Origin of the sequence: Pseudomonas sp. AP42 (assembly GCF_001728935.1) — a bacterium.
In the GTDB taxonomy this organism is placed as follows: Bacteria; Pseudomonadota; Gammaproteobacteria; order Pseudomonadales; family Pseudomonadaceae; genus Aquipseudomonas; species Aquipseudomonas lactis.
Map to the genome: position 1 here is coordinate 23,691 of NZ_LYSO01000008.1, position 18,971 is coordinate 42,661.

General features: G+C 57.3%; 18 protein-coding genes. 9 read left to right on the forward strand and 9 right to left on the reverse strand.

All coding sequences use genetic code 11. The features are described 5' to 3' along the window. Positions 1-41 precede the first annotated feature (41 nt). Together A7K61_RS04880 and A7K61_RS04885 are read left to right on the forward strand one after the other, a co-directional pair. The gene (locus tag A7K61_RS04880) at positions 42-875 is read left to right on the forward strand and encodes an EamA family transporter (RefSeq protein WP_069557072.1); all 834 of its coding nucleotides are present in this window, start codon (positions 42-44) and stop codon (positions 873-875) included. Positions 876-904: 29 nt separating this feature from the next. Beyond that, positions 905-1,291 carry an MAPEG family protein gene (locus tag A7K61_RS04885; protein ID WP_003194977.1) on the forward strand — a complete coding sequence of 129 codons (387 nt, stop codon included), beginning with the start codon at positions 905-907 and terminating at the stop codon, positions 1,289-1,291. 124 nt (positions 1,292-1,415) lie between these two features. On the opposite strand, the gene A7K61_RS04890 is transcribed toward A7K61_RS04885, so the two are convergent. Then, positions 1,416-2,609 carry a murein transglycosylase A gene (locus tag A7K61_RS04890; protein ID WP_047711971.1) on the reverse strand — a complete coding sequence of 398 codons (1,194 nt, stop codon included), beginning with the start codon at positions 2,607-2,609 and terminating at the stop codon, positions 1,416-1,418. A 129-nt stretch (positions 2,610-2,738) separates the two neighbouring features. On the opposite strand from A7K61_RS04890, the gene A7K61_RS04895 reads away from it, so the two are divergent. Continuing rightward, entirely contained in the window at positions 2,739-3,188 is a 450-nt protein-coding gene (locus A7K61_RS04895) for a cytochrome c (protein ID WP_003194972.1), read from the forward strand. 6 nt (positions 3,189-3,194) lie between these two features. On the opposite strand, the gene A7K61_RS04900 is transcribed toward A7K61_RS04895, so the two are convergent. The 5 genes from A7K61_RS04900 to A7K61_RS04920 form a co-directional block, all read right to left on the reverse strand. Beyond that, entirely contained in the window at positions 3,195-3,590 is a 396-nt protein-coding gene (locus tag A7K61_RS04900) for a DUF1090 domain-containing protein (protein ID WP_044271866.1), read from the reverse strand. A gap of 39 nt (positions 3,591-3,629) precedes the next feature. Further along, a complete protein-coding gene (gene ligB, locus A7K61_RS04905; RefSeq protein WP_069557073.1) occupies positions 3,630-5,291 on the reverse strand; it encodes an NAD-dependent DNA ligase LigB in 1,662 nt (553 codons plus the stop codon). Between the two features lie 99 nt (positions 5,292-5,390). Then, positions 5,391-5,741, reverse strand: a complete 351-nt coding sequence (locus tag A7K61_RS04910; RefSeq protein WP_047711968.1) for a DUF1090 family protein — start codon at positions 5,739-5,741, stop codon at positions 5,391-5,393. 212 nt (positions 5,742-5,953) lie between these two features. After that, positions 5,954-7,144, reverse strand: coding sequence for a methionine adenosyltransferase (metK, locus tag A7K61_RS04915; RefSeq protein ID WP_069557074.1), 1,191 nt, complete (start codon positions 7,142-7,144; stop codon positions 5,954-5,956). Between the two features lie 19 nt (positions 7,145-7,163). Continuing rightward, entirely contained in the window at positions 7,164-8,159 is a 996-nt protein-coding gene (locus tag A7K61_RS04920; protein ID WP_069557075.1) for a metalloregulator ArsR/SmtB family transcription factor, read from the reverse strand. A 260-nt stretch (positions 8,160-8,419) separates the two neighbouring features. Here A7K61_RS04920 and tkt point away from each other — a divergent pair, with 260 nt between their 5' ends. The 6 genes from tkt to fba all read left to right on the forward strand — a co-directional run bounded on the left by tkt (position 8,420) and on the right by fba (position 14,746). Next, positions 8,420-10,417, forward strand: coding sequence for a transketolase (tkt, locus tag A7K61_RS04925; RefSeq protein WP_034133964.1), 1,998 nt, complete (start codon positions 8,420-8,422; stop codon positions 10,415-10,417). Positions 10,418-10,559: 142 nt separating this feature from the next. After that, positions 10,560-11,615, forward strand: a complete 1,056-nt coding sequence (epd, locus tag A7K61_RS04930; protein WP_069557076.1) for an erythrose-4-phosphate dehydrogenase — start codon at positions 10,560-10,562, stop codon at positions 11,613-11,615. Between the two features lie 17 nt (positions 11,616-11,632). Then, entirely contained in the window at positions 11,633-12,796 is a 1,164-nt protein-coding gene (locus tag A7K61_RS04935; protein ID WP_003194956.1) for a phosphoglycerate kinase, read from the forward strand. Positions 12,797-12,827: 31 nt separating this feature from the next. Then, positions 12,828-13,055 carry a hypothetical protein gene (locus tag A7K61_RS04940; RefSeq protein WP_003194953.1) on the forward strand — a complete coding sequence of 76 codons (228 nt, stop codon included), beginning with the start codon at positions 12,828-12,830 and terminating at the stop codon, positions 13,053-13,055. 61 nt (positions 13,056-13,116) lie between these two features. Further along, on the forward strand, positions 13,117-13,449 hold the full coding sequence (locus tag A7K61_RS04945) for an MliC family protein (RefSeq protein ID WP_034133963.1): 333 nt from the start codon (positions 13,117-13,119) through the stop codon (positions 13,447-13,449). Positions 13,450-13,681: 232 nt separating this feature from the next. Continuing rightward, the gene (gene fba / locus A7K61_RS04950) at positions 13,682-14,746 is read left to right on the forward strand and encodes a class II fructose-bisphosphate aldolase (protein ID WP_003177554.1); all 1,065 of its coding nucleotides are present in this window, start codon (positions 13,682-13,684) and stop codon (positions 14,744-14,746) included. Positions 14,747-14,855: 109 nt separating this feature from the next. Here fba and A7K61_RS04955 read toward each other — a convergent pair whose 3' ends face one another. From A7K61_RS04955 to A7K61_RS04965, 3 genes are read right to left on the reverse strand one after another with little or no spacing between them, the layout of a single operon-like run. Further along, positions 14,856-16,073: an MFS transporter gene (locus A7K61_RS04955; RefSeq protein WP_228391119.1), complete on the reverse strand. Its 1,218-nt coding sequence runs from the start codon at positions 16,071-16,073 to the stop codon at positions 14,856-14,858. After that, positions 16,060-17,658 (reverse strand): carbamoyltransferase C-terminal domain-containing protein, encoded by a 1,599-nt coding sequence (locus A7K61_RS04960; protein ID WP_069557077.1) that lies wholly within the window; start codon positions 17,656-17,658, stop codon positions 16,060-16,062. Before A7K61_RS04960 ends, A7K61_RS04955 begins: the two co-directional genes overlap by 14 nt. 13 nt (positions 17,659-17,671) lie before the next feature. Then, the gene (locus A7K61_RS04965) at positions 17,672-18,748 is read right to left on the reverse strand and encodes a SagB family peptide dehydrogenase (protein WP_069557078.1); all 1,077 of its coding nucleotides are present in this window, start codon (positions 18,746-18,748) and stop codon (positions 17,672-17,674) included. Positions 18,749-18,971: the final 223 nt, after the last annotated feature.

The following is an 18,971-nucleotide window of genomic DNA, read 5'->3' on the forward strand; positions in this document are numbered from 1 at the left end:
AACAGGTGCTGTTACATGACGTATCAATTAAGGAGGTTCTAGTGATAGCGACAGCCCTGGTGCTGGTAGCGGCGCTGTTGCATGCGACGTGGAATACCTTGATCAAGTTCAGTGGCGAGCGCCTTTTGGTCATCGCCTGCATGGACAGTGTGGCGCTGCTGTTCGTGGTAGTGGCGGTGGGGTTCGTGTCCTTGCCGCCGTTGGACATCTGGCCGTGGATCGCGGCCTCGGCGCTGTTTGAATTGCTCTATCGCTATTTGTTGATCCAGGCCTATCGGGTGGGGGACCTGGGCCTGGTATATCCGTTGATGCGCGGTTTGTCGCCGTTGGTGGTGCTGGTGCTGACGCTGGTGTTTGCTGGCGAAGTGCTGAGCACCCAGCAGATTCTGGGGATCCTGCTGATCCCGTTCGGCATGGTATGCCTGTTGTGGCAGGGCGGCGGCGGTGACCGGTTGCCCTGGTCGATGCTGCCGGTGGTGTTGCTGATTGGCCTGTGCATCGGCTGCTACACCTTTCTGGACGGGCAGGCGCTTCGGCGCTGGTCGCACCCGTTGGATTACCTGGTGTGGCTGACGCTGATCAGCGCCTGGCCGTTTCCGTTGCTGGCCCTGGTGCGCAAGCGTGCAGCCTTCAGCCTGTTCTGGCGCACCCAGTGGCGGTTGGGCTTGAGCGTGGGGCTGTGCGTGTTGTTGAGCTACGCTTTGGTACTTTGGGCCATGCAGTTGGGCTCGATTGCCGAAGCCGCCGCGCTGCGCGAAGTCAGTGTGATTCTGGTGGTGCTGTTCGGCATGCGTTACTTGAAAGAACCTTTTGGCCGTCCACGGCTCATAGCCTGTGGGTTGGTGTTGATTGGCATGTTGGTGATGAAACTCTAACCGTCGGATAAAACTAAAAGGAATCGGTGATGACAGTCGCTTTATGGTGTGTGTTGATCGCAATTTTTCTGCCGTACATTTGCACCGGTGTGGCCAAGTTCAGTACAGGCAAGTTCGGGCCACGGGATAACCACGACCCGCGTGCCTTCCTCGATAGCCTGGAAGGCGTCGCCAAGCGTGCGCATAGCGCGCAACTCAACAGTTTCGAAGTGACCCCTGCGTTTGCCGCCGCAGTGATCGTTGCGCACCTGGCCGGCAACGCCGACCTGGTGACGATCAACGTGCTGGCAGTGCTGTTTATCACCAGCCGCCTGCTGTACATCATCTGCTACCTGGCGGACTGGGCGATCTTGCGTTCGCTGGTGTGGGCCGTGGGTATGGCGTTGATTGCGAGTTTCTTCTTCGTTTCGATGTAAGGGGTGCTGTAGGAGCGAGCTTGCTCGCGAAGAACGCCAACGATAACGCGTGCTTACTGAGTAAGCGCGGCGCCTGTGAGTTTTTCGCGAGCAAGCTCGCTCCTACAAAAAGCCCCAGCGGTTGTCAGGTGCCGGCAGGCGCATCCGGCACCTGTGGCAACGCCGCGCCTTTGGGCCACAGCATCCAGATCTGCCCTTGTTGTTTCATATTCCCCGCCAACTCGCCTGCTGCATTGCCTGTGCCCCAGAACAAATCTGCGCGCACTTCGCCGGTGATTGCGCCGCCGGTGTCCTGGGCTGCGACCGGGCGTGCCAGTGGCGTGCCGTCTGGTTTGGTGGTCGACAACCACAACAGGCTGCCCAGCGGAATCACCTTGCGATCCACCGCCACACTGTAGCCGGCGGTCAATGGCACGTTCAGCGAACCACGCGGGCCTTCGTTGCTGTCGGGGCGGGCGCTGAAGAATACGTAGCTGGGGTTGCTCGCCAGCAGTTCTGGAATGCGCTGCGGGTGGGCCTTGGCCCAGGCGCTGATGGCGCCCATGGTCACGTCTTCTTTTTTCAGCTCGCCTTGTTCCACAAGCCAGCGGCCGATAGGGCGGTACGGGTAGCCGTTCTGGTCGCCGTAACCCACACGCAGTTGGCGCCCGCCGGCCAGTTGGATACGCCCCGAGCCCTGGATCTGCAGGAATTGCAGGTCCATCGGGTCGGTCAGCCAGGCGATCGGCTTGGCGGTGGAGCCTTGGCTGTTGAGGGTGCTGGCATCGTCATAAGGCTTGAGCACGCGACCTTCCAGGCGCCCGCGCAGGCGCTTGCCCTTGAGTTCCGGGTAGATGCTCTCGAGGTTGACGATGATCAGGTCGTCCGGCACGCCGTATACCGGCACGTGGGCGGTGGCGGTCTTGGTCAGGCTGCCGGGGTAGACCGGCTCGTAATAGCCCGTGATCAAGCCGTTTGGCGTGTTGTCTGCCGAGCGCAGGCCGAAGACATCCAGATGTTCCTTGAGAAAACTACGAACCGCCACGGCATCGCCCGGTACGCTGGCCGCGGCCGCGCAGGTCGCGCCCCAGATCGGGTCGGCCTTGAGGCGCTGGCAGGCGCTGCGCCAGGATTCAAACCCGGCGAGCAAGTCGCTGTCGGAAACGCTCGGCAGGGCTTCCCACGGTGCGCTCACATAGGTGGCAACGGCGTGAGGTTTGGTTGGCTCCTGGGCAACTTGTTTGCCGGTGTCTTTACCGCCATCGCAGCCGGCCAGTAGCGCGAACATCGGCAGAGCCCACGCCAGGCGCCGGCTCCAGGGTTTGAAGGTGACATTCATGTAGGTAGTTCCTGAAACGATTGCCCGTGCTTCACTGCATCCGGGCAACCCTTATTATTAATAGGGCTATTGGTCTTTGTGGGCGGTGCGAGGATACTGGCCGCCGTTTCCCGTGACCTTGAAGCCATGATGATGTTAAAAAAATTGACTGTTGTATTGCTGGCCTGCCTGGCGGTGTCTGCCTGTGGCGGTGTTGATCCCAATTCCCCGCTGGGCCAGCGCAAGGCGATCTTCAAGCAGATGCTCAAGACCGGTGAAGACCTGGGTGGCATGCTGCGCGGGCGTATCCCATTCGATGGCGCCAAGTTCGCCGAGGGTGCGGTCAAGCTGGATGCGTTGTCCCATGAGCCGTGGAAACATTTCCCGAGCGTGCGCGAAGAAGACCACACCAGTGCCAAGGATGACGTGTGGCAAAAACAGGCGCAGTTCCAGCAACTGGCCCGCGACCTTGAGGCGGCCACCGGTGAATTGGTGATCGCCAGCCAGGTGCAGCCTTATAAAGCCAGCAACCTTCAACCTGCGGTGCAAAAAGTTGAAGATGCCTGCAGCGCCTGCCATAAGCAATTCCGCGATCATTGATCGGTTTTACTGGTCGAGTTCTTCCACCGCGTCTTGCAGCTCTTTACGCGATTCGGCCAGCTTCTCCTTACGCTTGTTGATCTTGTCCGGGTCACCTTTCTTCATGGCCTTGTCGAGGTCGGCCTGACGGCGGCTGACTTCATGCTTGGCGTCGAGCACCTTGTTTTCACGCTCTTTTTTCAAGCTGGCATCGGTGCAGTGAGCGGTGACTTCGGCCAGGGCTTTTTCCAGGCCGGCCTGTTGGGCGCTGTTGCCGTGGGCCTTGGCCTGTTCGATCTGGCTGCTGATGGCCTGGCGCTTGGCGGCGCAGCCGGTGAGCGGTTGCGCGTCTTCGGCGGCCAACAGTGGCGTGCTCATGAAGCCTGCGAGGGTCAGCAAGGCAAAGGGGGCGAGAAATTTCATATAAAGCTCCAAGTTCGCAATCAGGTGGCCGGGTGGTGTTCAAAACCCATCTACCCCGGCTGCGCGTAATGTTTCAGCCATGGCTTGTACCTGCGGGTCGCGAAAAAAAGCGCTGAGTTGCGCTGCGCGTCCCGGGCCTATGCCATCTGAGGCCAGCCAGGCTTGGGTGTCTTTGGCGACCAGCGTCTGCCAGTTGCCTTCCAGGTTGTTGCGCGCCGCTGGCGGTATGCCCAAGGCGCAGAGCCATTGTAAAAAAGGGCGTTGCCGGGCGCTTTGAATACTGTCGAGCACCCGCGCACGGGTACGCGCGCCTAAGCCCTCAATGGTAGCAAGCTCGGCCGCATCCAGGGTTAACCAATCGAGAAAGCCTGCGATTAGACCCGCCTGGATCAATACGTTCCAGGTTTCACGGCCCATATGGGGCAAGGCCAGGCCGTGTTTGCCGCTCAACCAGGTGAGGCGGGCGAGCAGTTGATCTTCGCAACCGGGGTCCAGTTGCCAGCAGCTCAAGGCGTGGAAGTCTTGAGGGTCGGGGACCTGCACGTCCACGCGTGTCTTGTTGCGCAGGATCACCTCGTCCAGCCGCGGTATCACCTGGCCCGCCAGGCTGATCGACACGTGATCGCCTGGGCGGATATCCAGGGCTTGCCAGCGCTTGAGCGAGCTGACGCTAACCCGGCTGATCTGCCGATCATCCAGCCGTACGGGCTCCAGTTCGAGGATTGGGGTAATGCGCCCGGTGCGCCCCACCCTGAACTGCACCTTGCGCACCAGCGCCAGTGCCTTGATGGCCGGGTACTTCCAGGCAACCGACCAGTAAGGCGCAGTGGCTTGCCAGCGCTCGGCGGGCGCTCGCGCAGCCTGGTGCAGCACCACGCCATCGCTGGCGAAGGGCAATGGCGCGCTGTACCAATGGGTACGCCAATGCGCGGCTTCGCTGATGGTGCCGACGGGCTGGCTGTACTGTTGACTGTCGGTGAACCCCCAGCGCGCCAGAGTGGCCAGGCGTTCGGTGAAGTCCGCCGGGCCATCGGGCCACGCCCACACGAACAGGCCGATCCCTGCCGCCTCGGCATCGTTCAACTGGCGACGGTTCATCAGGCCGGCCACTTTGCTGCGGGCATTGAGCCCGCCCTTGAGCGATTGCACATGGTGGTCGAGGCGCCAATAGAGTTCGCCTTGCAGCACCACATCAACGGCGTCGGGCAGTTGCTGGACAATGCCGGGGATCTTGGCGGCGGAGGTTGACCAGTCGTGACCCAGCAGGCCGTCGCCCCGACTGATGAGCTGGTGCAAGCGGCCCTGGCGATACACCAGGGTCACCGCAACGCCATCCACCTTGGGTTGCACCCAGACATCCTGTCGAGTGGTGAGCCAGTCACTGACGGCCGGCTCGCTCGGCAGCTTTTGCAAACCCGTGTGCGCGACCGGATGACGTAAGGTGCCGCGCGCCCTGGCCAGTGGGTTATCAGCCTTGGGTGTCTGCTGGCGGGCGCATTCCTGCCAATGCGCCAGGCGTGTGCGGGCCTGGTCGTAGAGCTCGTCGCTGATCAGGGATTGGCCCTGCCGATGGTAGCTGTCGTCCCACTGCTGGATTTGCCTGGACAAGGTTTCCAACTGTGAGTGAACGTCATCGGGGCAGGTTTCGGCCCAGGCCCAGGCTGGCAGGGCGCTTATGAGAACAGCCAGTAAGACTTGCATCAGGAGCATCCTTGCTCGAAAAAGGATGCCCAGCCTAAGTGATCCACGCGCCCACAAAAAAGCCCCGACCAAGCGGGGCTTTTTACCGGGTATTTCTGTTTACTTGAACAGGCCGCCCAAGGCCTTCACAGCGTCGTTGTTTTCAGCCTTGGCCTGCTGCTTTTGCTGCTTGGCGTCGACTTTTGCCTGGCTGTCGGCGAGTTTGTTGCAAGCTTTGTTGACCTGCTCCAGCGCAGTCTCATACGCCCGCACTTTCAACAGATCGTTCTTGGCATTGGCCGCGTCGATCTTGGCTTGCAGGTCTTTGGGTTGCTGCTGGCAGTCGCCGGCATTGCCGCCACCGAGCTGGGCACTCAGGGCGCCGCTCAGTGCGTTCAGGTCAGCGGCCTGGGCTGGCAGGGTGAACAGGCTGAGCAGAAGGGCGGCAGGGGCGAGTGTGCAAATGCGCATGAAAACCTCAATGTTAGATTGCCTGCGCGCTTATCCATCCCGGGCGGGCGCAGTGCAATATCCAAGTAAGGTGAAGGGCCCGAGAGGGCGCGGATTCTAGTGGGCCATCATTTGGCCTGCAAGCCTTGGATCCAAAAAAGCCCGAAGTGGCCCTGCAGACAACAAAAAGCCCCGCCAGGCAGGCCTGGCAGGGCTTTATTTACCGCGAACGATTACAGGCCGGCGGCGGTACGCAGGTCGTTGGCGCGGTCGGTTTTTTCCCAGGTGAAGGTGCTGAAGGTGTCATCGCCAACAGTCTTCTGCGCAGGGGTGCGGCCGAAGTGGCCGTAGGCTGCGGTTTCCTGATACATCGGGTGCAGCAGGTCGAGCATGGTGGTGATCGCGTAAGGGCGCAGGTCGAAGATCTCGCGCACCAGCTTGACGATTTTCTCGTCGCTGATCTTGCCGGTGCCGAAGGTATTCAGCGAGATCGACGTAGGCTGGGCCACCCCAATGGCGTAGGAAACCTGGATTTCGCAGCGCTCGGCCAGGCCGGCGGCGACGATGTTCTTGGCCACATAACGGCCGGCGTAAGCGGCAGAGCGGTCAACCTTGGAAGGGTCCTTGCCGGAGAACGCACCGCCGCCGTGACGAGCCATGCCGCCGTAGCTGTCGACGATGATCTTGCGGCCGGTCAGGCCACAGTCGCCCACCGGGCCACCGATGATGAACTGGCCAGTCGGGTTGATGTGGAACTGGGTGTCCTTGGTCAGCAACTCGGCAGGCAGCACGTGCTTGACGATCAGCTCCATCACGCCTTCGCGCAGGTCGGCGTAGGACACGTCCGGATTGTGCTGGGTCGACAGTACGACAGCGTCGATACCCACGACTTTGCCGCCTTCGTAACGGCAGGTCACCTGGGACTTGGCATCCGGGCGCAGCCATGGCAGTACGCCGGATTTGCGCGCCTCGGCCTGGCGTTGTACCAGCTGGTGCGAGAAGGTGATCGGCGCGGGCATCAGCACGTCGGTTTCGTTGCTGGCGTAGCCGAACATCAGGCCCTGATCGCCGGCGCCCTGGTCTTCTGGCTTGGCGCGGTCAACACCCTGGTTGATGTCCGGGGATTGCTTGCCGATGATGTTCATCACGCCGCAGGTCGCGCCGTCAAAGCCCACGTCGGAGCTGTTGTAGCCAATGTCGGTGATCACGTCACGTACGATCTGCTCCAGGTCAACCCAGGCAGTGGTGGTGACTTCGCCGGCGATGATCGCCACGCCCGTTTTCACCAGCGTCTCGCACGCCACACGGGCGAACTTGTCTTCAGCGATGATAGCGTCCAGCACCGCGTCAGAAATCTGGTCGGCGATTTTGTCCGGATGCCCTTCAGACACGGACTCGGAGGTGAAAAGGGAGTATTCGCTCATCTCGATGTTTTCCTGATATTTACCGATGGTGAGTGTCGCCAGCCGGTCGCTGAAAATGGCGGACCTGAATCTGGAAACCATTACGTAAACCTACATAGAGGCTTTCCCCGGGAACGAGTCCCGCAGCGGTGGCCCAACGGGCCAGATCGTCCTGTTCAAAACCCAGCCAGAGATCACCGCAGGCCTCCTTGGCCCAATTCTGGTTGTGGCTGCATAAATCCGTAACCAGCAGGCTACCGCCGGGGTGCAGCAACCCGGCCATTTGCTTGAGGGCTTCTGCCGGTGCGGCGAAATGGTGCAAGACCATGTTCAGCACCACGCAATCGGCCCGCAGGCCGGTGTCACTCAGGGCGTCTGCCAACTGCAGGCGCACATTGCCCAGGGTTTCGCGTTCACAGAGTTGGCGCGCCAGTTCAAGCATTGCCGGGCTGTTATCCAGCGCGGTGACCTGCTCGAAGCGGCGCGCCAGTTCGGGCAGGAAACCGCCGTCGCCAGGGCCGACTTCCAAGGCGGTGGCTTCTTCACTGAAGCTCAGCTTGTCCAACAGCGCCAGTACGCTTTCGCGGTACTGGGCCAAGCCGGCGATCAGGTCCTGTTGGGCGCGAAACTTGTCGGCCACCCGTGAGAAAAAATCCTGGCTGGCGGCGGCGCGTTGCCCGTGCACCTGGCCGATGCGCGACTGCACATCACCGGGCAGGCACAAGTTGTCCACTTCGTCGAGCAGGGCAGCGTGCAATTTGCCGCCAAGCAGTTCGGTATGGGGCAGGGCACGTCGGTAGAAAATCGCATTGCCTTCGCGACGGGTGGCCACCAGGTCGGCCTGGGCCAGCACCTTCAAATGGTGGCTCATGCCGGACTGGCCGATGGCGAAGATCTGCGCCAGCTCCAGTACCCCGAAAGAATCGTTGGCCAGTGCGCGCAATACGTTCAAGCGCAACGGATCGCCAGCGGCCTTGCACAAGGCAGCCAGTTCATCGCCGTCGTCAGGACGCAGGGAGGGCACGGGTAGGTTCATAAGGCCAGCAGTCTAGTGACGGGTGTGCATCCCCGCAAGATCAATATCAAAAAGTTTTGATATTGATCGATAAGTGGCGGTTATAAGCCATCGCTATAACCTTTAGACGAACCGGTTAAAGGTTTCTGCAAGGGATTGGTGCCCAAAGCACAGGAAAAACGCCCACAAGTGACTATCTGTCATTGCCCGCAGGCGGTGGCTGAGGGAAAATGCCGGTCCTTTTTTCCGTTTCTTTATAAGCAAACTCCAGGAGATCAGCGATGCCCAGCCGTCGTGAGCGTGCCAACGCCATTCGTGCCCTCAGCATGGATGCCGTGCAAAAAGCCAACAGCGGCCATCCCGGTGCCCCGATGGGCATGGCGGATATCGCCGAGGTACTTTGGCGTGACTACCTGAAACACAACCCGAGCAACCCCTCGTTCGCCGACCGTGACCGCTTCGTGCTGTCCAACGGTCATGGCTCGATGCTGATTTATTCGCTGCTGCACCTGACTGGCTACGACGTCACCATCGACGACCTCAAGAGCTTCCGTCAACTGCACAGCCGCACCCCGGGCCACCCGGAATTCGGCTACACCCCAGGCGTTGAGACCACCACCGGCCCCCTGGGCCAAGGCCTGGCCAATGCCGTTGGTTTCGCCCTGGCGGAAAAAGTATTGGGCGCGCAGTTCAACCGCCCTGGCCACGACATCGTTGACCATCACACCTACGTATTCCTGGGTGATGGCTGCATGATGGAAGGCATTTCCCACGAAGTCGCTTCCCTGGCCGGCACCCTGGGCCTGGGCAAGCTGATTGCCTTCTACGATGACAACGGCATCTCCATCGACGGCGAAGTCGAAGGCTGGTTCACCGACGACACGCCTAAGCGTTTCGAAGCCTACAACTGGCAGGTGATCCGCAACGTTGACGGCCACGATCCGGAAGAGATCAAGACCGCCATCGACACCGCTCGCAAGAGCGCGCAGCCAACCCTGATCTGCTGCAAGACCACCATCGGTTTTGGCTCGCCGAACAAGCAAGGTAAAGAAGACTGCCACGGCGCCCCACTGGGTGACGCGGAAATCGCCCTGACCCGCGAAGCGCTGAAGTGGAACCACGGCCCGTTTGAAATCCCGGCCGACATCTATGCCGAATGGGATGCCAAGGAAAAAGGCCTGGCCGCCGAAGCCGAGTGGGACCAGCGTTTCTCGGCCTACTCCGCCGAATTCCCGGAATTGGCCAACGAACTGGTACGCCGCCTGGCCGGTGACCTGCCTGCCGACTTCTCGGAAAAAGCCTCGGCCTACATCGCTGAAGTCGCGGCCAAGGGCGAGACCATCGCCAGCCGTAAAGCCAGCCAGAACACCCTGAACGCCTTTGGCCCGTTGCTGCCTGAGTTCCTCGGCGGTTCGGCTGACCTGGCCGGTTCCAACCTGACCCTGTGGAAAGGTTGCAAAGGTGTCTCGGCCGAAGACGCCAGCGGCAACTACATGTACTACGGCGTGCGCGAGTTCGGCATGAGCGCCATCATGAACGGCGTTTCCTTGCACGGCGGCCTGGTGCCTTACGGCGCGACCTTCCTGATGTTCATGGAATACGCTCGTAACGCCGTACGTATGGCCGCGCTGATGAAGAAGCGCGTGATCCACGTCTACACCCACGACTCCATCGGCCTAGGCGAAGACGGCCCGACGCACCAGCCGGTCGAGCAACTGACCAGCCTGCGCACCACGCCGAACCTCGATTGCTGGCGCCCAGCCGACGCGGTGGAATCCGCCGTGGCCTGGAAGCACGCCATCGAGCGCAAGGACGGCCCTTCGGCGCTGATCTTCTCGCGTCAGAACCTGCAACACCAGGTGCGTACCGACGCGCAGATCGCCGACATCAGCCGTGGCGGTTACGTGCTCAAGGACTGCATCGGCGAGCCGGAGCTGATCCTGATCTCCACCGGTTCCGAAGTGGGCCTGACCGTTCAGGCGTACGACAAGCTGACCGCCCAAGGCCGCAATGTGCGCGTTGTGTCCATGCCCTGCACCAGCGTGTTCGAAGCCCAGGACGCCGGCTACAAGCAATCGGTATTGCCGCTGCAGGTCAGTGCGCGTATCGCCATTGAAGCGGCTCACGCTGACTACTGGTACAAGTACGTGGGCCTGGAAGGCCGCGTGATCGGCATGACCACCTACGGTGAGTCGGCGCCGGCGCCAGCCTTGTTCGAAGAGTTCGGTTTCACCTTGGAAAACATCCTGGGTCAGGCTGAAGAGCTGCTGGAAGACTAAGGTTGTAAATTGAGGTGGCTGTGCTGGCCTCTTCGCGAGCAAGCCCGCTCCCACATTTGGAATGCATTTCAAGTGTGGGAGCGGGCTTGCTCGCGAAGGCGGCAGTACCGCCACCCTATTACCCAAGGTAATCGAGAACCCCATGCCTCAACCGCGTCCCTACAAAGTTGCACTCAACGGCTACGGCCGCATTGGTCGTTGCGTCTTGCGTGCTCTGTTCGAGCGAGGGGCGGCGGCCGGGTTTGAAATTGTCGCGATCAATGATTTGGCCGACATGGCCAGCATCGAATACCTGACACGCTTTGACTCCACCCACGGCCGCTTCCCGGGCGAAGTGCGGGTTGAAGGCGATTGTCTGCATATCAATGGCAACTGCGTACAAGTGTTGCGCAGTGCCACCCCCGAAGGCATCGACTGGAAAGCACTGGGCGTCGACCTGGTGCTGGAATGCTCCGGTGTCTATCACACCCGTGCCGATGGCCAGCGTTTTCTCGACGCCGGCGCACCGCGTGTGCTGTTTTCCCAGCCGATGGCCAGCGAGGCGGATGTCGATGCCACCATCGTCTACGGCATCAACCAGGATTGCCTGACCGGCGATGAGTTGCTGGTGTCCAACGCGTCGTGTACCACCAACTGCAGCGTGCCGTTGTTGCGCCTGCTGGACCAGGCGATCGGCCTGGACTACGTGTCGATCACCACGATTCACTCGGCGATGAACGACCAGCCGGTGATCGACGCCTACCACCACGAAGACCTGCGCCGCACGCGTTCGGCATTCCAGTCAGTGATTCCGGTGTCCACCGGCCTGGCGCGGGGCATCGAGCGACTGCTGCCGGAACTTGCCGGGCGAATCCAGGCCAAAGCCGTACGGGTGCCGACGGTGAACGTGTCTTGCCTGGATATCACCATGCAAACCGTGAGCGACACTGACGCGGCCGAGGTCAACCGGATCCTGCGCGACGCCGCCACCAGCGGCCCGCTCAAAGGCCTGTTGGCCTACACCGAGTTGCCCCACGCCAGTTGCGATTTCAACCATGACCCGCATTCGGCGATTGTCGATGCCAGCCAGACCCGCGTTTCCGGCCCCAGGCTTGTGAACATCCTGGCCTGGTTCGACAACGAATGGGGCTTTGCCAACCGCATGCTGGATGTTGCCGAACACTATCTGCACATCGCTTCTAAACAACCTCACCAGTAATTCAGGAACTGCGACCCATGACCGTGTTGAAGATGACCGACCTCGATCTGCAAGGTAAGCGCGTACTGATCCGCGAAGACCTCAACGTCCCCGTCAAGGACGGTGTTGTCACCAGCGATGCGCGAATCCTGGCCTCGCTGCCGACCATCAAGCTGGCCCTGGAAAAAGGCGCGGCCGTGATGGTCTGCTCCCACCTGGGTCGCCCGACCGAAGGTGAGTTCTCTGCCGAAAACAGCCTCAAGCCGGTCGCCGAGTACCTGAGCAAGGCCCTGGGCCGTGACGTGCCATTGGTCGCAGACTACCTGGGCGGCGTGGACGTGAAAGCGGGCGATATCGTGCTGTTCGAGAACGTGCGCTTCAACAAGGGCGAGAAAAAGAACAGCGACGAACTGGCCCAGCAATACGCCGCCCTGTGCGACGTGTTTGTGATGGACGCGTTCGGCACCGCCCACCGCGCCGAAGGTTCGACCCACGGCGTGGCCAAGTTCGCCAAGGTCGCCGCGGCTGGCCCGTTGTTGGCTGCCGAGCTGGATGCACTGGGCAAGGCCCTGGGCGCTCCGGCCCAACCAATGGCGGCTATCGTCGCTGGCTCCAAGGTGTCCACCAAGCTGGACGTACTCAACAGCCTGAGCCAGATCTGCAACCAACTGATCGTCGGCGGCGGCATTGCCAACACCTTCCTGGCCGCTGCTGGCCACCCGGTGGGCAAGTCCCTGTACGAGCCAGACCTGCTCGACACCGCCCGCGCCATCGCCGCCAAGGTCAGCGTGCCGCTGCCGGTAGACGTGGTGGTTGCCAAGGAATTCGCGGAAAGCGCCGCCGCTACCGTCAAGCTCATCGCTGACGTGGCCGACGACGACATGATCCTGGACATCGGCCCGCAAACCGCGGCCAACTTCGCCGAGCTGCTCAAGGCATCCCAGACTATCCTGTGGAATGGCCCGGTGGGCGTGTTCGAGTTCGACCAATTCGGCAACGGCACCAAGGTGCTGGCTAAAGCGATCGCTGAAAGCTCGGCGTTCTCCATTGCTGGTGGCGGCGATACCTTGGCGGCTATCGATAAATATGGTGTGGCTGATCAGATCTCCTACATTTCTACCGGTGGTGGCGCTTTCCTCGAGTTCGTCGAGGGCAAGGTGTTGCCAGCCGTGGAAGTGCTGGAAACCCGAGCCAAAGGTTAAGGCTCGCGTGATCAGGAAAAGGAGCGTTCCCATGATCAAGTCGTTGGCACTGGTGATTGCAGCGGGCCTGTTGGCCGGCTGCGGCAGCACACCCAGCGCGGCGCCCGAGGCGGATAATGCCAAGGCACCGTTGAGAAAAAGCTGTTACCAGGCTGACTGGCAAGCCGAGACCATGCCGGTGATCAACAAGCGCATCGGCAACGAACGGCTGGAGAAATACGACTCCGCGCCCAACGGTCAGGAACAGGGTTGCCCATGACGGGTCTGATCCACTAACCGACAGCAACGGCGGCCCATAGGCCGCCCTGCGAGGATTGGCAATGAAAGGCGTTTTCGCCCTGGCAGCCCTGGCCCTGTTGGCCGGCTGCAGCAGCATGAACCTGTTCGACAAGGCAGAGCCAGCCGACAAATGGACCACCTGGACCTGCGACAGCAAGGCCGAGGTGAACTGGCGCTTTGCCAACCCGGCCCGTTCCGAAGTGGATGTACGCCTCGGCGGTTCGGACCAGGTTTACCGGCTCAAGCAAGAAGTAGCCGCCTCGGGCGTGCTGTACAGCGACGGCCAGTTGGCGTTTCACACCAAAGGTGAGGAAGGCCTGGTTTACTGGGTGGCGACGGATGATTTGATTGGGCGCGGCTGTAAGGCCCAATAGGATTTTGGATTTGATGAGAAGCAAATGTGGGAGCGGGCTTGCTCGCGAATGCGGTGGGTAAGCTGACGAATCCGGTGACTGATACACCGCTTTCGCGAGCAAGCCCGCTCCCACATTGATCCGGCTCCAATCTCACAGAGGTTGTGCGCCGAGCACTGCAATAACTTGAATAGCAGCCGCCGCTACGGCAGGCTTGCACGATTAACGACCCTCGACCGGGAGAGACAACACAATGGCACTTATCAGCATGCGTCAAATGCTGGACCACGCAGCCGAGTTCGGCTACGGCGTCCCAGCCTTTAACGTCAACAACCTTGAGCAGATGCGCGCCATCATGGAAGCCGCTGACAAGACCGACTCCCCAGTGATCGTCCAGGCTTCGGCCGGCGCGCGCAAATACGCCGGCGCCCCGTTCCTGCGTCACCTGATCCTCGCCGCGATCGAAGAATTCCCACACATCCCGGTGTGCATGCACCAGGACCACGGCACCAGCCCTGACGTGTGCCAGCGCTCGATCCAACTGGGCTTCAGCTCGGTAATGATGGACGGCTCCCTCGGCGAAGACGGCAAGACCCCAACCGACTACGAGTACAACGTACGCGTGACCCAACAAACCGTGGCCATGGCCCACGCCTGCGGCGTATCGGTTGAAGGCGAGCTGGGCTGCCTGGGTTCGCTGGAAACCGGCATGGCCGGCGAAGAAGACGGCATCGGCGCCGAAGGCGTGCTGGATCACAGCCAGATGCTGACCGACCCGGAAGAAGCCGCCGACTTCGTCAAGAAGACCCAGGTCGACGCCCTGGCCATCGCCATCGGCACCAGCCACGGCGCCTACAAGTTCACCAAGCCGCCTACCGGCGACGTGCTGGCCATCGACCGCATCAAGGAAATCCACAAGCGCATCCCCAACACCCACCTGGTGATGCACGGTTCTTCCTCGGTACCGCAAGAGTGGCTGGCGATCATCAACCAGTACGGCGGCGACATCAAAGAAACCTACGGCGTACCGGTTGAAGAAATCGTCGAAGGCATCAAGTACGGCGTGCGCAAGGTCAACATCGACACCGACCTGCGCCTGGCGTCCACCGGTGCGATGCGTCGCCTGATGGCCACTAACCCGAGCGAGTTCGACCCGCGTAAGTTCTTCGGCGCTACCGTTACCGCGATGCGTGATGTGTGTATCGCACGTTATGAAGCGTTTGGTACTGCGGGCAATGCTTCGAAGATCAAGCCGATCTCGTTGGAGGCGATGTACCAGCGGTATTTGAAAGGTGAGTTGAACGCTAAGGTGAACTGAGTCTCAAGCGTTTAACTAAAGAAGCCCGCAGTGATGCGGGCTTTTTTGTGGACTTGAATTGGCAACTTTAAGTGTTAGGAGAGTCACCGGGCCATCGTTCGATGCTGCACTAACTGACAGGTGTGCGTGCTTGTTTTTTGTACAGATATAAATAGACCGCAATTGACACTGATGCAGTTAAAAAAGCCATGCATGCGGCCGCAACGAAAGGTGCTGAGCGACCTGCCGCGATTATTAATATTGTCCCTAATGAAGGCCCAATTATAATACAGAGCATTTGGACGCTTCTGAAAGACATGGACACTCTTCCAATATTGTCAGGAGGGCATAACTGTTGAAGGATTATGTTTGAGGAAATGATTAAAAGCTCATAGCTGAAACCATTCACAAACCAAACCAGCGGATAGAGATAGGCTCTTCCAGGTACTTGAAAAAATACTAAAATTGCCGTCAGGATTAATGCTGTAGAGAAAATAACTAATGCATGTGATCGAAGTAGAATCTCATCGATATTGCTCAGCTTTAACTTCATCAGCAGAGCGGCACATATCGCGCCTGCGGCTGTCGCGGAAACGATCACTGAAAAACTGACTGGAGGTAAAGCTTCGTAGGCTAGAAAGGACGCCAAATGTGGGTCGTAAATTCCTAACGCAAGCGATGTCAGTAGGGAGTACAAAAAGCCTATGCGGAGTTGAAAGGGCAGGGCATTGAATATAGAAAACCCTCTAGTTATGTCACGATAGAGTGGAAGGATTTTCGTAGAGGAGTCATTCATTTGCGTTCGGAATGCCCGGCAAATAGACTTTAGGAATGGAATGGTTAATAAAACGGCGGCAGCAGATAAAAAGAATAAATCCTTGGGTGGCAATACTACCGCTAACGCACCTGCAAGTAATGGGGCGAGAATTTTTGAAGATTGATCAAATACACTGACGTGACTGAAAAAAGATTTACGCTCTTCGGCAAGTATCAGTTTTCGAACCGCGATGGTCATCGAAGGAAAGTAGAATAAGTTTGATACGCCTTTGAATAAAACGAAAAACAAAAAACTCTGAAGGTCTGGAGACACTGCTAGCGCTACAGTAGATAGTGTGCGCAGCAAGGCACCTAATAATAGTGTTTTCCTGACGTCATGTCGATCTATCAGTGTTCCAATGATAGGGCCAAGAAACAACATTGGTGCACCCAGACAAAAAGCCAAGAATGCTATCGATGAAGGAGAGGCATGCCATATATAAACGGGAACCGTGAAGATCAAAAAAATATCAAGCCATAATGAGAGGCTGGATAGCGCTTGCACATAAATAAGCTTGCTAGACGTTTTCATCATGCCGATCTGAATTGAGAAAAAATTTGTCTTCAAATACGAAGCCGTCGAGTTGATGTTCGCTGGCAAATCGACAAAGGTCGCTCAACCTATTAATAAAACCGCGACCGTTAAAATTCAGGGAAGTGTTACAAAGTACACCGACTCCTGAAATGTCACGATAGGCACTCAGTAATTGATACATACGAGGATTTTGCGATTTATTGACTGATTGAGGACGCGCTGAGTTATCAACGTGCGTGACCGCCGGAATTTTAGATGAAATTACTCTACGAAACTCTAGCATGAAGGGGGAGGGAGTAGACGGGTGGAAGTATTCACCCATACATTCTTCTAAACATATCGGCGCAATAGGTCGAAACCCTTCGCGCTGCTTGATTTTATTCAATCTAATGAGATTTTCTCTAGGGTAGGGCGCCGCCAATATTGAGCGATTCCCTAGGGCTCTAGGCCCCATTTCATATCTACCCTGCACCCAACCTAATATGGAACCGTCATGAAGCAATTGTGCAACACGCCGTATATCATAGGGTTCACTAATGAAGGTGCCTGTATTATCTGTGTCAATCTGTGATGGCTCACCTGCATAGGGCGACCAAGTTATCTTGGCAAGTCCTTTGGTGTGCAATAATGCATCAATCGCAGTTCCAATTGCAGATCCACTGTCGTTTGTGCACGGAGGAATAAATACATCAGGGAATAGTTGTGTCTCTTTCCATTTGGTATTCCAGTCACAATTTAATCCACAGCCACCCACAATTAATAAAGGTGCGTCATCAAAAACTAGCGGCTGAACAAAGTCGCGAAACAGATTGAAAATTGCGTTTGAAAATTGGTGTGCAAGCGATGCGAGTCGAGGGTTTTCAATTCCAATATTGTAATATTTGCTTTTACGAAATTGGCGCTTGTGAAGCTTTCTAAAATTCGTGTTCTCGTCGAGTAGCGTCGCTATTATGTGTCTGGCGTCCTCATCGATCTCACCGTTTTCGCCATAAGCGGCGAGCGCCATGAGTTTTCCGGCATCACTTAAACGAATTTGCCCCGCCCCAAGATTAAAAGTGGGATCTGCGAGCGCGTATAGAAAAGCAAATCTGTCCCCAGGGTTTTCAAGTGCACTACCTAATTTAGAAATATTTACGTTTTCATCGATTCGATAGAATGCGCCAAAATAACCCTCCCAAAGTAATGCGTAGCAAGGTTGTCCTTGTGGGAACGGCGAAAGCCCATATCCGCATAAAAGATGTGAGCGTTCATGGGAGGATGAGAAATAAGTAACGTCGCGACCAAATATTGATCGTTTTTGGTTAAGAATCTGCGTTAATCCAGAATAACCTGCACCAATGGTGTCACTTTCTGAACTCTGTCCTCTACTCCAACCACTCTGAGCTACTATGTCCACGGGTTTGTTGAACATGTGAAAAATTTTCAAAAGTACGTCAGGTGTCACGCTTGAAAAGCGAAGACCGTTATCCTTTTCTGCTTCTACAGAAAACTCCAAGTGGTTACCGATAATTAGAGCTACCGCTCCGTCATGTCCATCTTTAAGGCCAAGGATTACACTGTCATCATTTTCAAAATTGACCATAGTCAGCACCTCATCAGACTCCGTCTAGTAGTTTCCTAACTTCGGTGGTGTACGAGCTACCCGTGCCATGCCCTGCACCCACCAAAAAGATGACTTGCTCCGAGGGAAGGTTTACCTTTAAGAGTTCATTTATCTCTTTGTCATGAAAGTATCCGGTCAACCAAGGATGTAAGCCAAGCGCGGTGATTAACAAATTTGCAGTTTGTGATAGATGTCCGACGTCCAGCAGCATTGGACGATAGGCACGAGAGTGAGGGTATTTCCACCAAAGCTTGTCAAAACGAGAGGTGAAAAAAATTGCGAATGCCAAGTTGTTTGCCCAGTGCTGGCCGCATAAATAAGTAGATATTACTTCAGGCGGAAGGTCGCGTACTTTCTCCAGCGTGTGCTGTTCACTTATATAATGATAAATGCCGGGTGCAAGATCCTCGACATTCCGTACCCATACATAGCCCTCCGTCGCCTGTAAGCCTCCCGCCGAAGGTGACGTCCTTCTGAATCCGAACTTTTGAGCGCCAGTCGGAGCGTCGTAATCGACCTCTTTTTTATCTGCTAAAGTTCCATAAAGTATGGTTGCTAGTGACAATACTGGTACTGAAGTGTCAAAAAAATCTCGACAAGTATGACGCGCCAAAAGGGTTTCCCATAGACTCGCTTCTTTAATGACTGAAATGTTTGGAGGTGGCAGTAGTGTTTTTTCGCCTCCTTTTATTAAAGAAATATCTGGTTCATTCTTATGGATTGACTTGCAGAAATTCAAGTAGCTTTTAGCGTATTCAATGTACATTTCAGGCTTGTCAGGGGCTGGCGAATTCGGATGAGATGTCCCAATGTGGAATATTTTTGATAACACGTCCCAACCCCATTCATCGGTTGGTTTCACGTCATGAAGGACCCCGGATGTGTCTATGGATATGTCATCGTCTGTGTCTGATACGAAATCGCCTGCAGAAAAACTTACTAACCGCTCAAACTCCCCAGCACTTATCTGGTATTGAGCGTGATTTCTATAGTCCCACAAGTAAGCCGCACCATCTTTAAGTACAAGAAATACGTCGTTTGAGAGCCATTTTTTCTTCGCAGTACACATAGCCGCCTAAGCACCTATTAGGTTTGGTGAAATTCATTTAGCGAGATTCATTTTTATGAGCTGCCTGGGCCGAAGCCCAGGCGGTAAATGATTATTTAATTTCTAGTTTTCTACTGTCAGCAGAAGCTTCAATAATTCGATCCTTACAGTTTGGAACGAATGCGTAGTGGGGTACAGTCACCGTTTTAATTGAGAAGTGAGGGGTCTGGTACGCGTCGTTTGA

Bases quoted from the DNA above. Each gene is read 5' to 3' on its own strand.
- A7K61_RS04920 (WP_069557075.1), bottom strand. From the start codon at position 8,159: ATGAACCTACCCGTGCCCTCCCTGCGTCCTGACGACGGCGATGAACTG.
- A7K61_RS04940 (WP_003194953.1), top strand. From the start codon at position 12,828: ATGATCAAGTCGTTGGCACTGGTGATTGCAGCGGGCCTGTTGGCCGGC.
- ligB (WP_069557073.1), bottom strand. From the start codon at position 5,291: ATGCAAGTCTTACTGGCTGTTCTCATAAGCGCCCTGCCAGCCTGGGCC.
- A7K61_RS04910 (WP_047711968.1), bottom strand. From the start codon at position 5,741: ATGCGCATTTGCACACTCGCCCCTGCCGCCCTTCTGCTCAGCCTGTTC.
- A7K61_RS04960 (WP_069557077.1), bottom strand. From the start codon at position 17,658: ATGGTCAATTTTGAAAATGATGACAGTGTAATCCTTGGCCTTAAAGAT.
- tkt (WP_034133964.1), top strand. From the start codon at position 8,420: ATGCCCAGCCGTCGTGAGCGTGCCAACGCCATTCGTGCCCTCAGCATG.
- A7K61_RS04935 (WP_003194956.1), top strand. From the start codon at position 11,633: ATGACCGTGTTGAAGATGACCGACCTCGATCTGCAAGGTAAGCGCGTA.
- epd (WP_069557076.1), top strand. From the start codon at position 10,560: ATGCCTCAACCGCGTCCCTACAAAGTTGCACTCAACGGCTACGGCCGC.
- A7K61_RS04955 (WP_228391119.1), bottom strand. From the start codon at position 16,073: ATGAAAACGTCTAGCAAGCTTATTTATGTGCAAGCGCTATCCAGCCTC.
- A7K61_RS04945 (WP_034133963.1), top strand. From the start codon at position 13,117: ATGAAAGGCGTTTTCGCCCTGGCAGCCCTGGCCCTGTTGGCCGGCTGC.
- metK (WP_069557074.1), bottom strand. From the start codon at position 7,144: ATGAGCGAATACTCCCTTTTCACCTCCGAGTCCGTGTCTGAAGGGCAT.
- A7K61_RS04885 (WP_003194977.1), top strand. From the start codon at position 905: ATGACAGTCGCTTTATGGTGTGTGTTGATCGCAATTTTTCTGCCGTAC.
- A7K61_RS04900 (WP_044271866.1), bottom strand. From the start codon at position 3,590: ATGAAATTTCTCGCCCCCTTTGCCTTGCTGACCCTCGCAGGCTTCATG.
- A7K61_RS04965 (WP_069557078.1), bottom strand. From the start codon at position 18,748: ATGTGTACTGCGAAGAAAAAATGGCTCTCAAACGACGTATTTCTTGTA.
- fba (WP_003177554.1), top strand. From the start codon at position 13,682: ATGGCACTTATCAGCATGCGTCAAATGCTGGACCACGCAGCCGAGTTC.
- A7K61_RS04895 (WP_003194972.1), top strand. From the start codon at position 2,739: ATGATGTTAAAAAAATTGACTGTTGTATTGCTGGCCTGCCTGGCGGTG.
- A7K61_RS04890 (WP_047711971.1), bottom strand. From the start codon at position 2,609: ATGAATGTCACCTTCAAACCCTGGAGCCGGCGCCTGGCGTGGGCTCTG.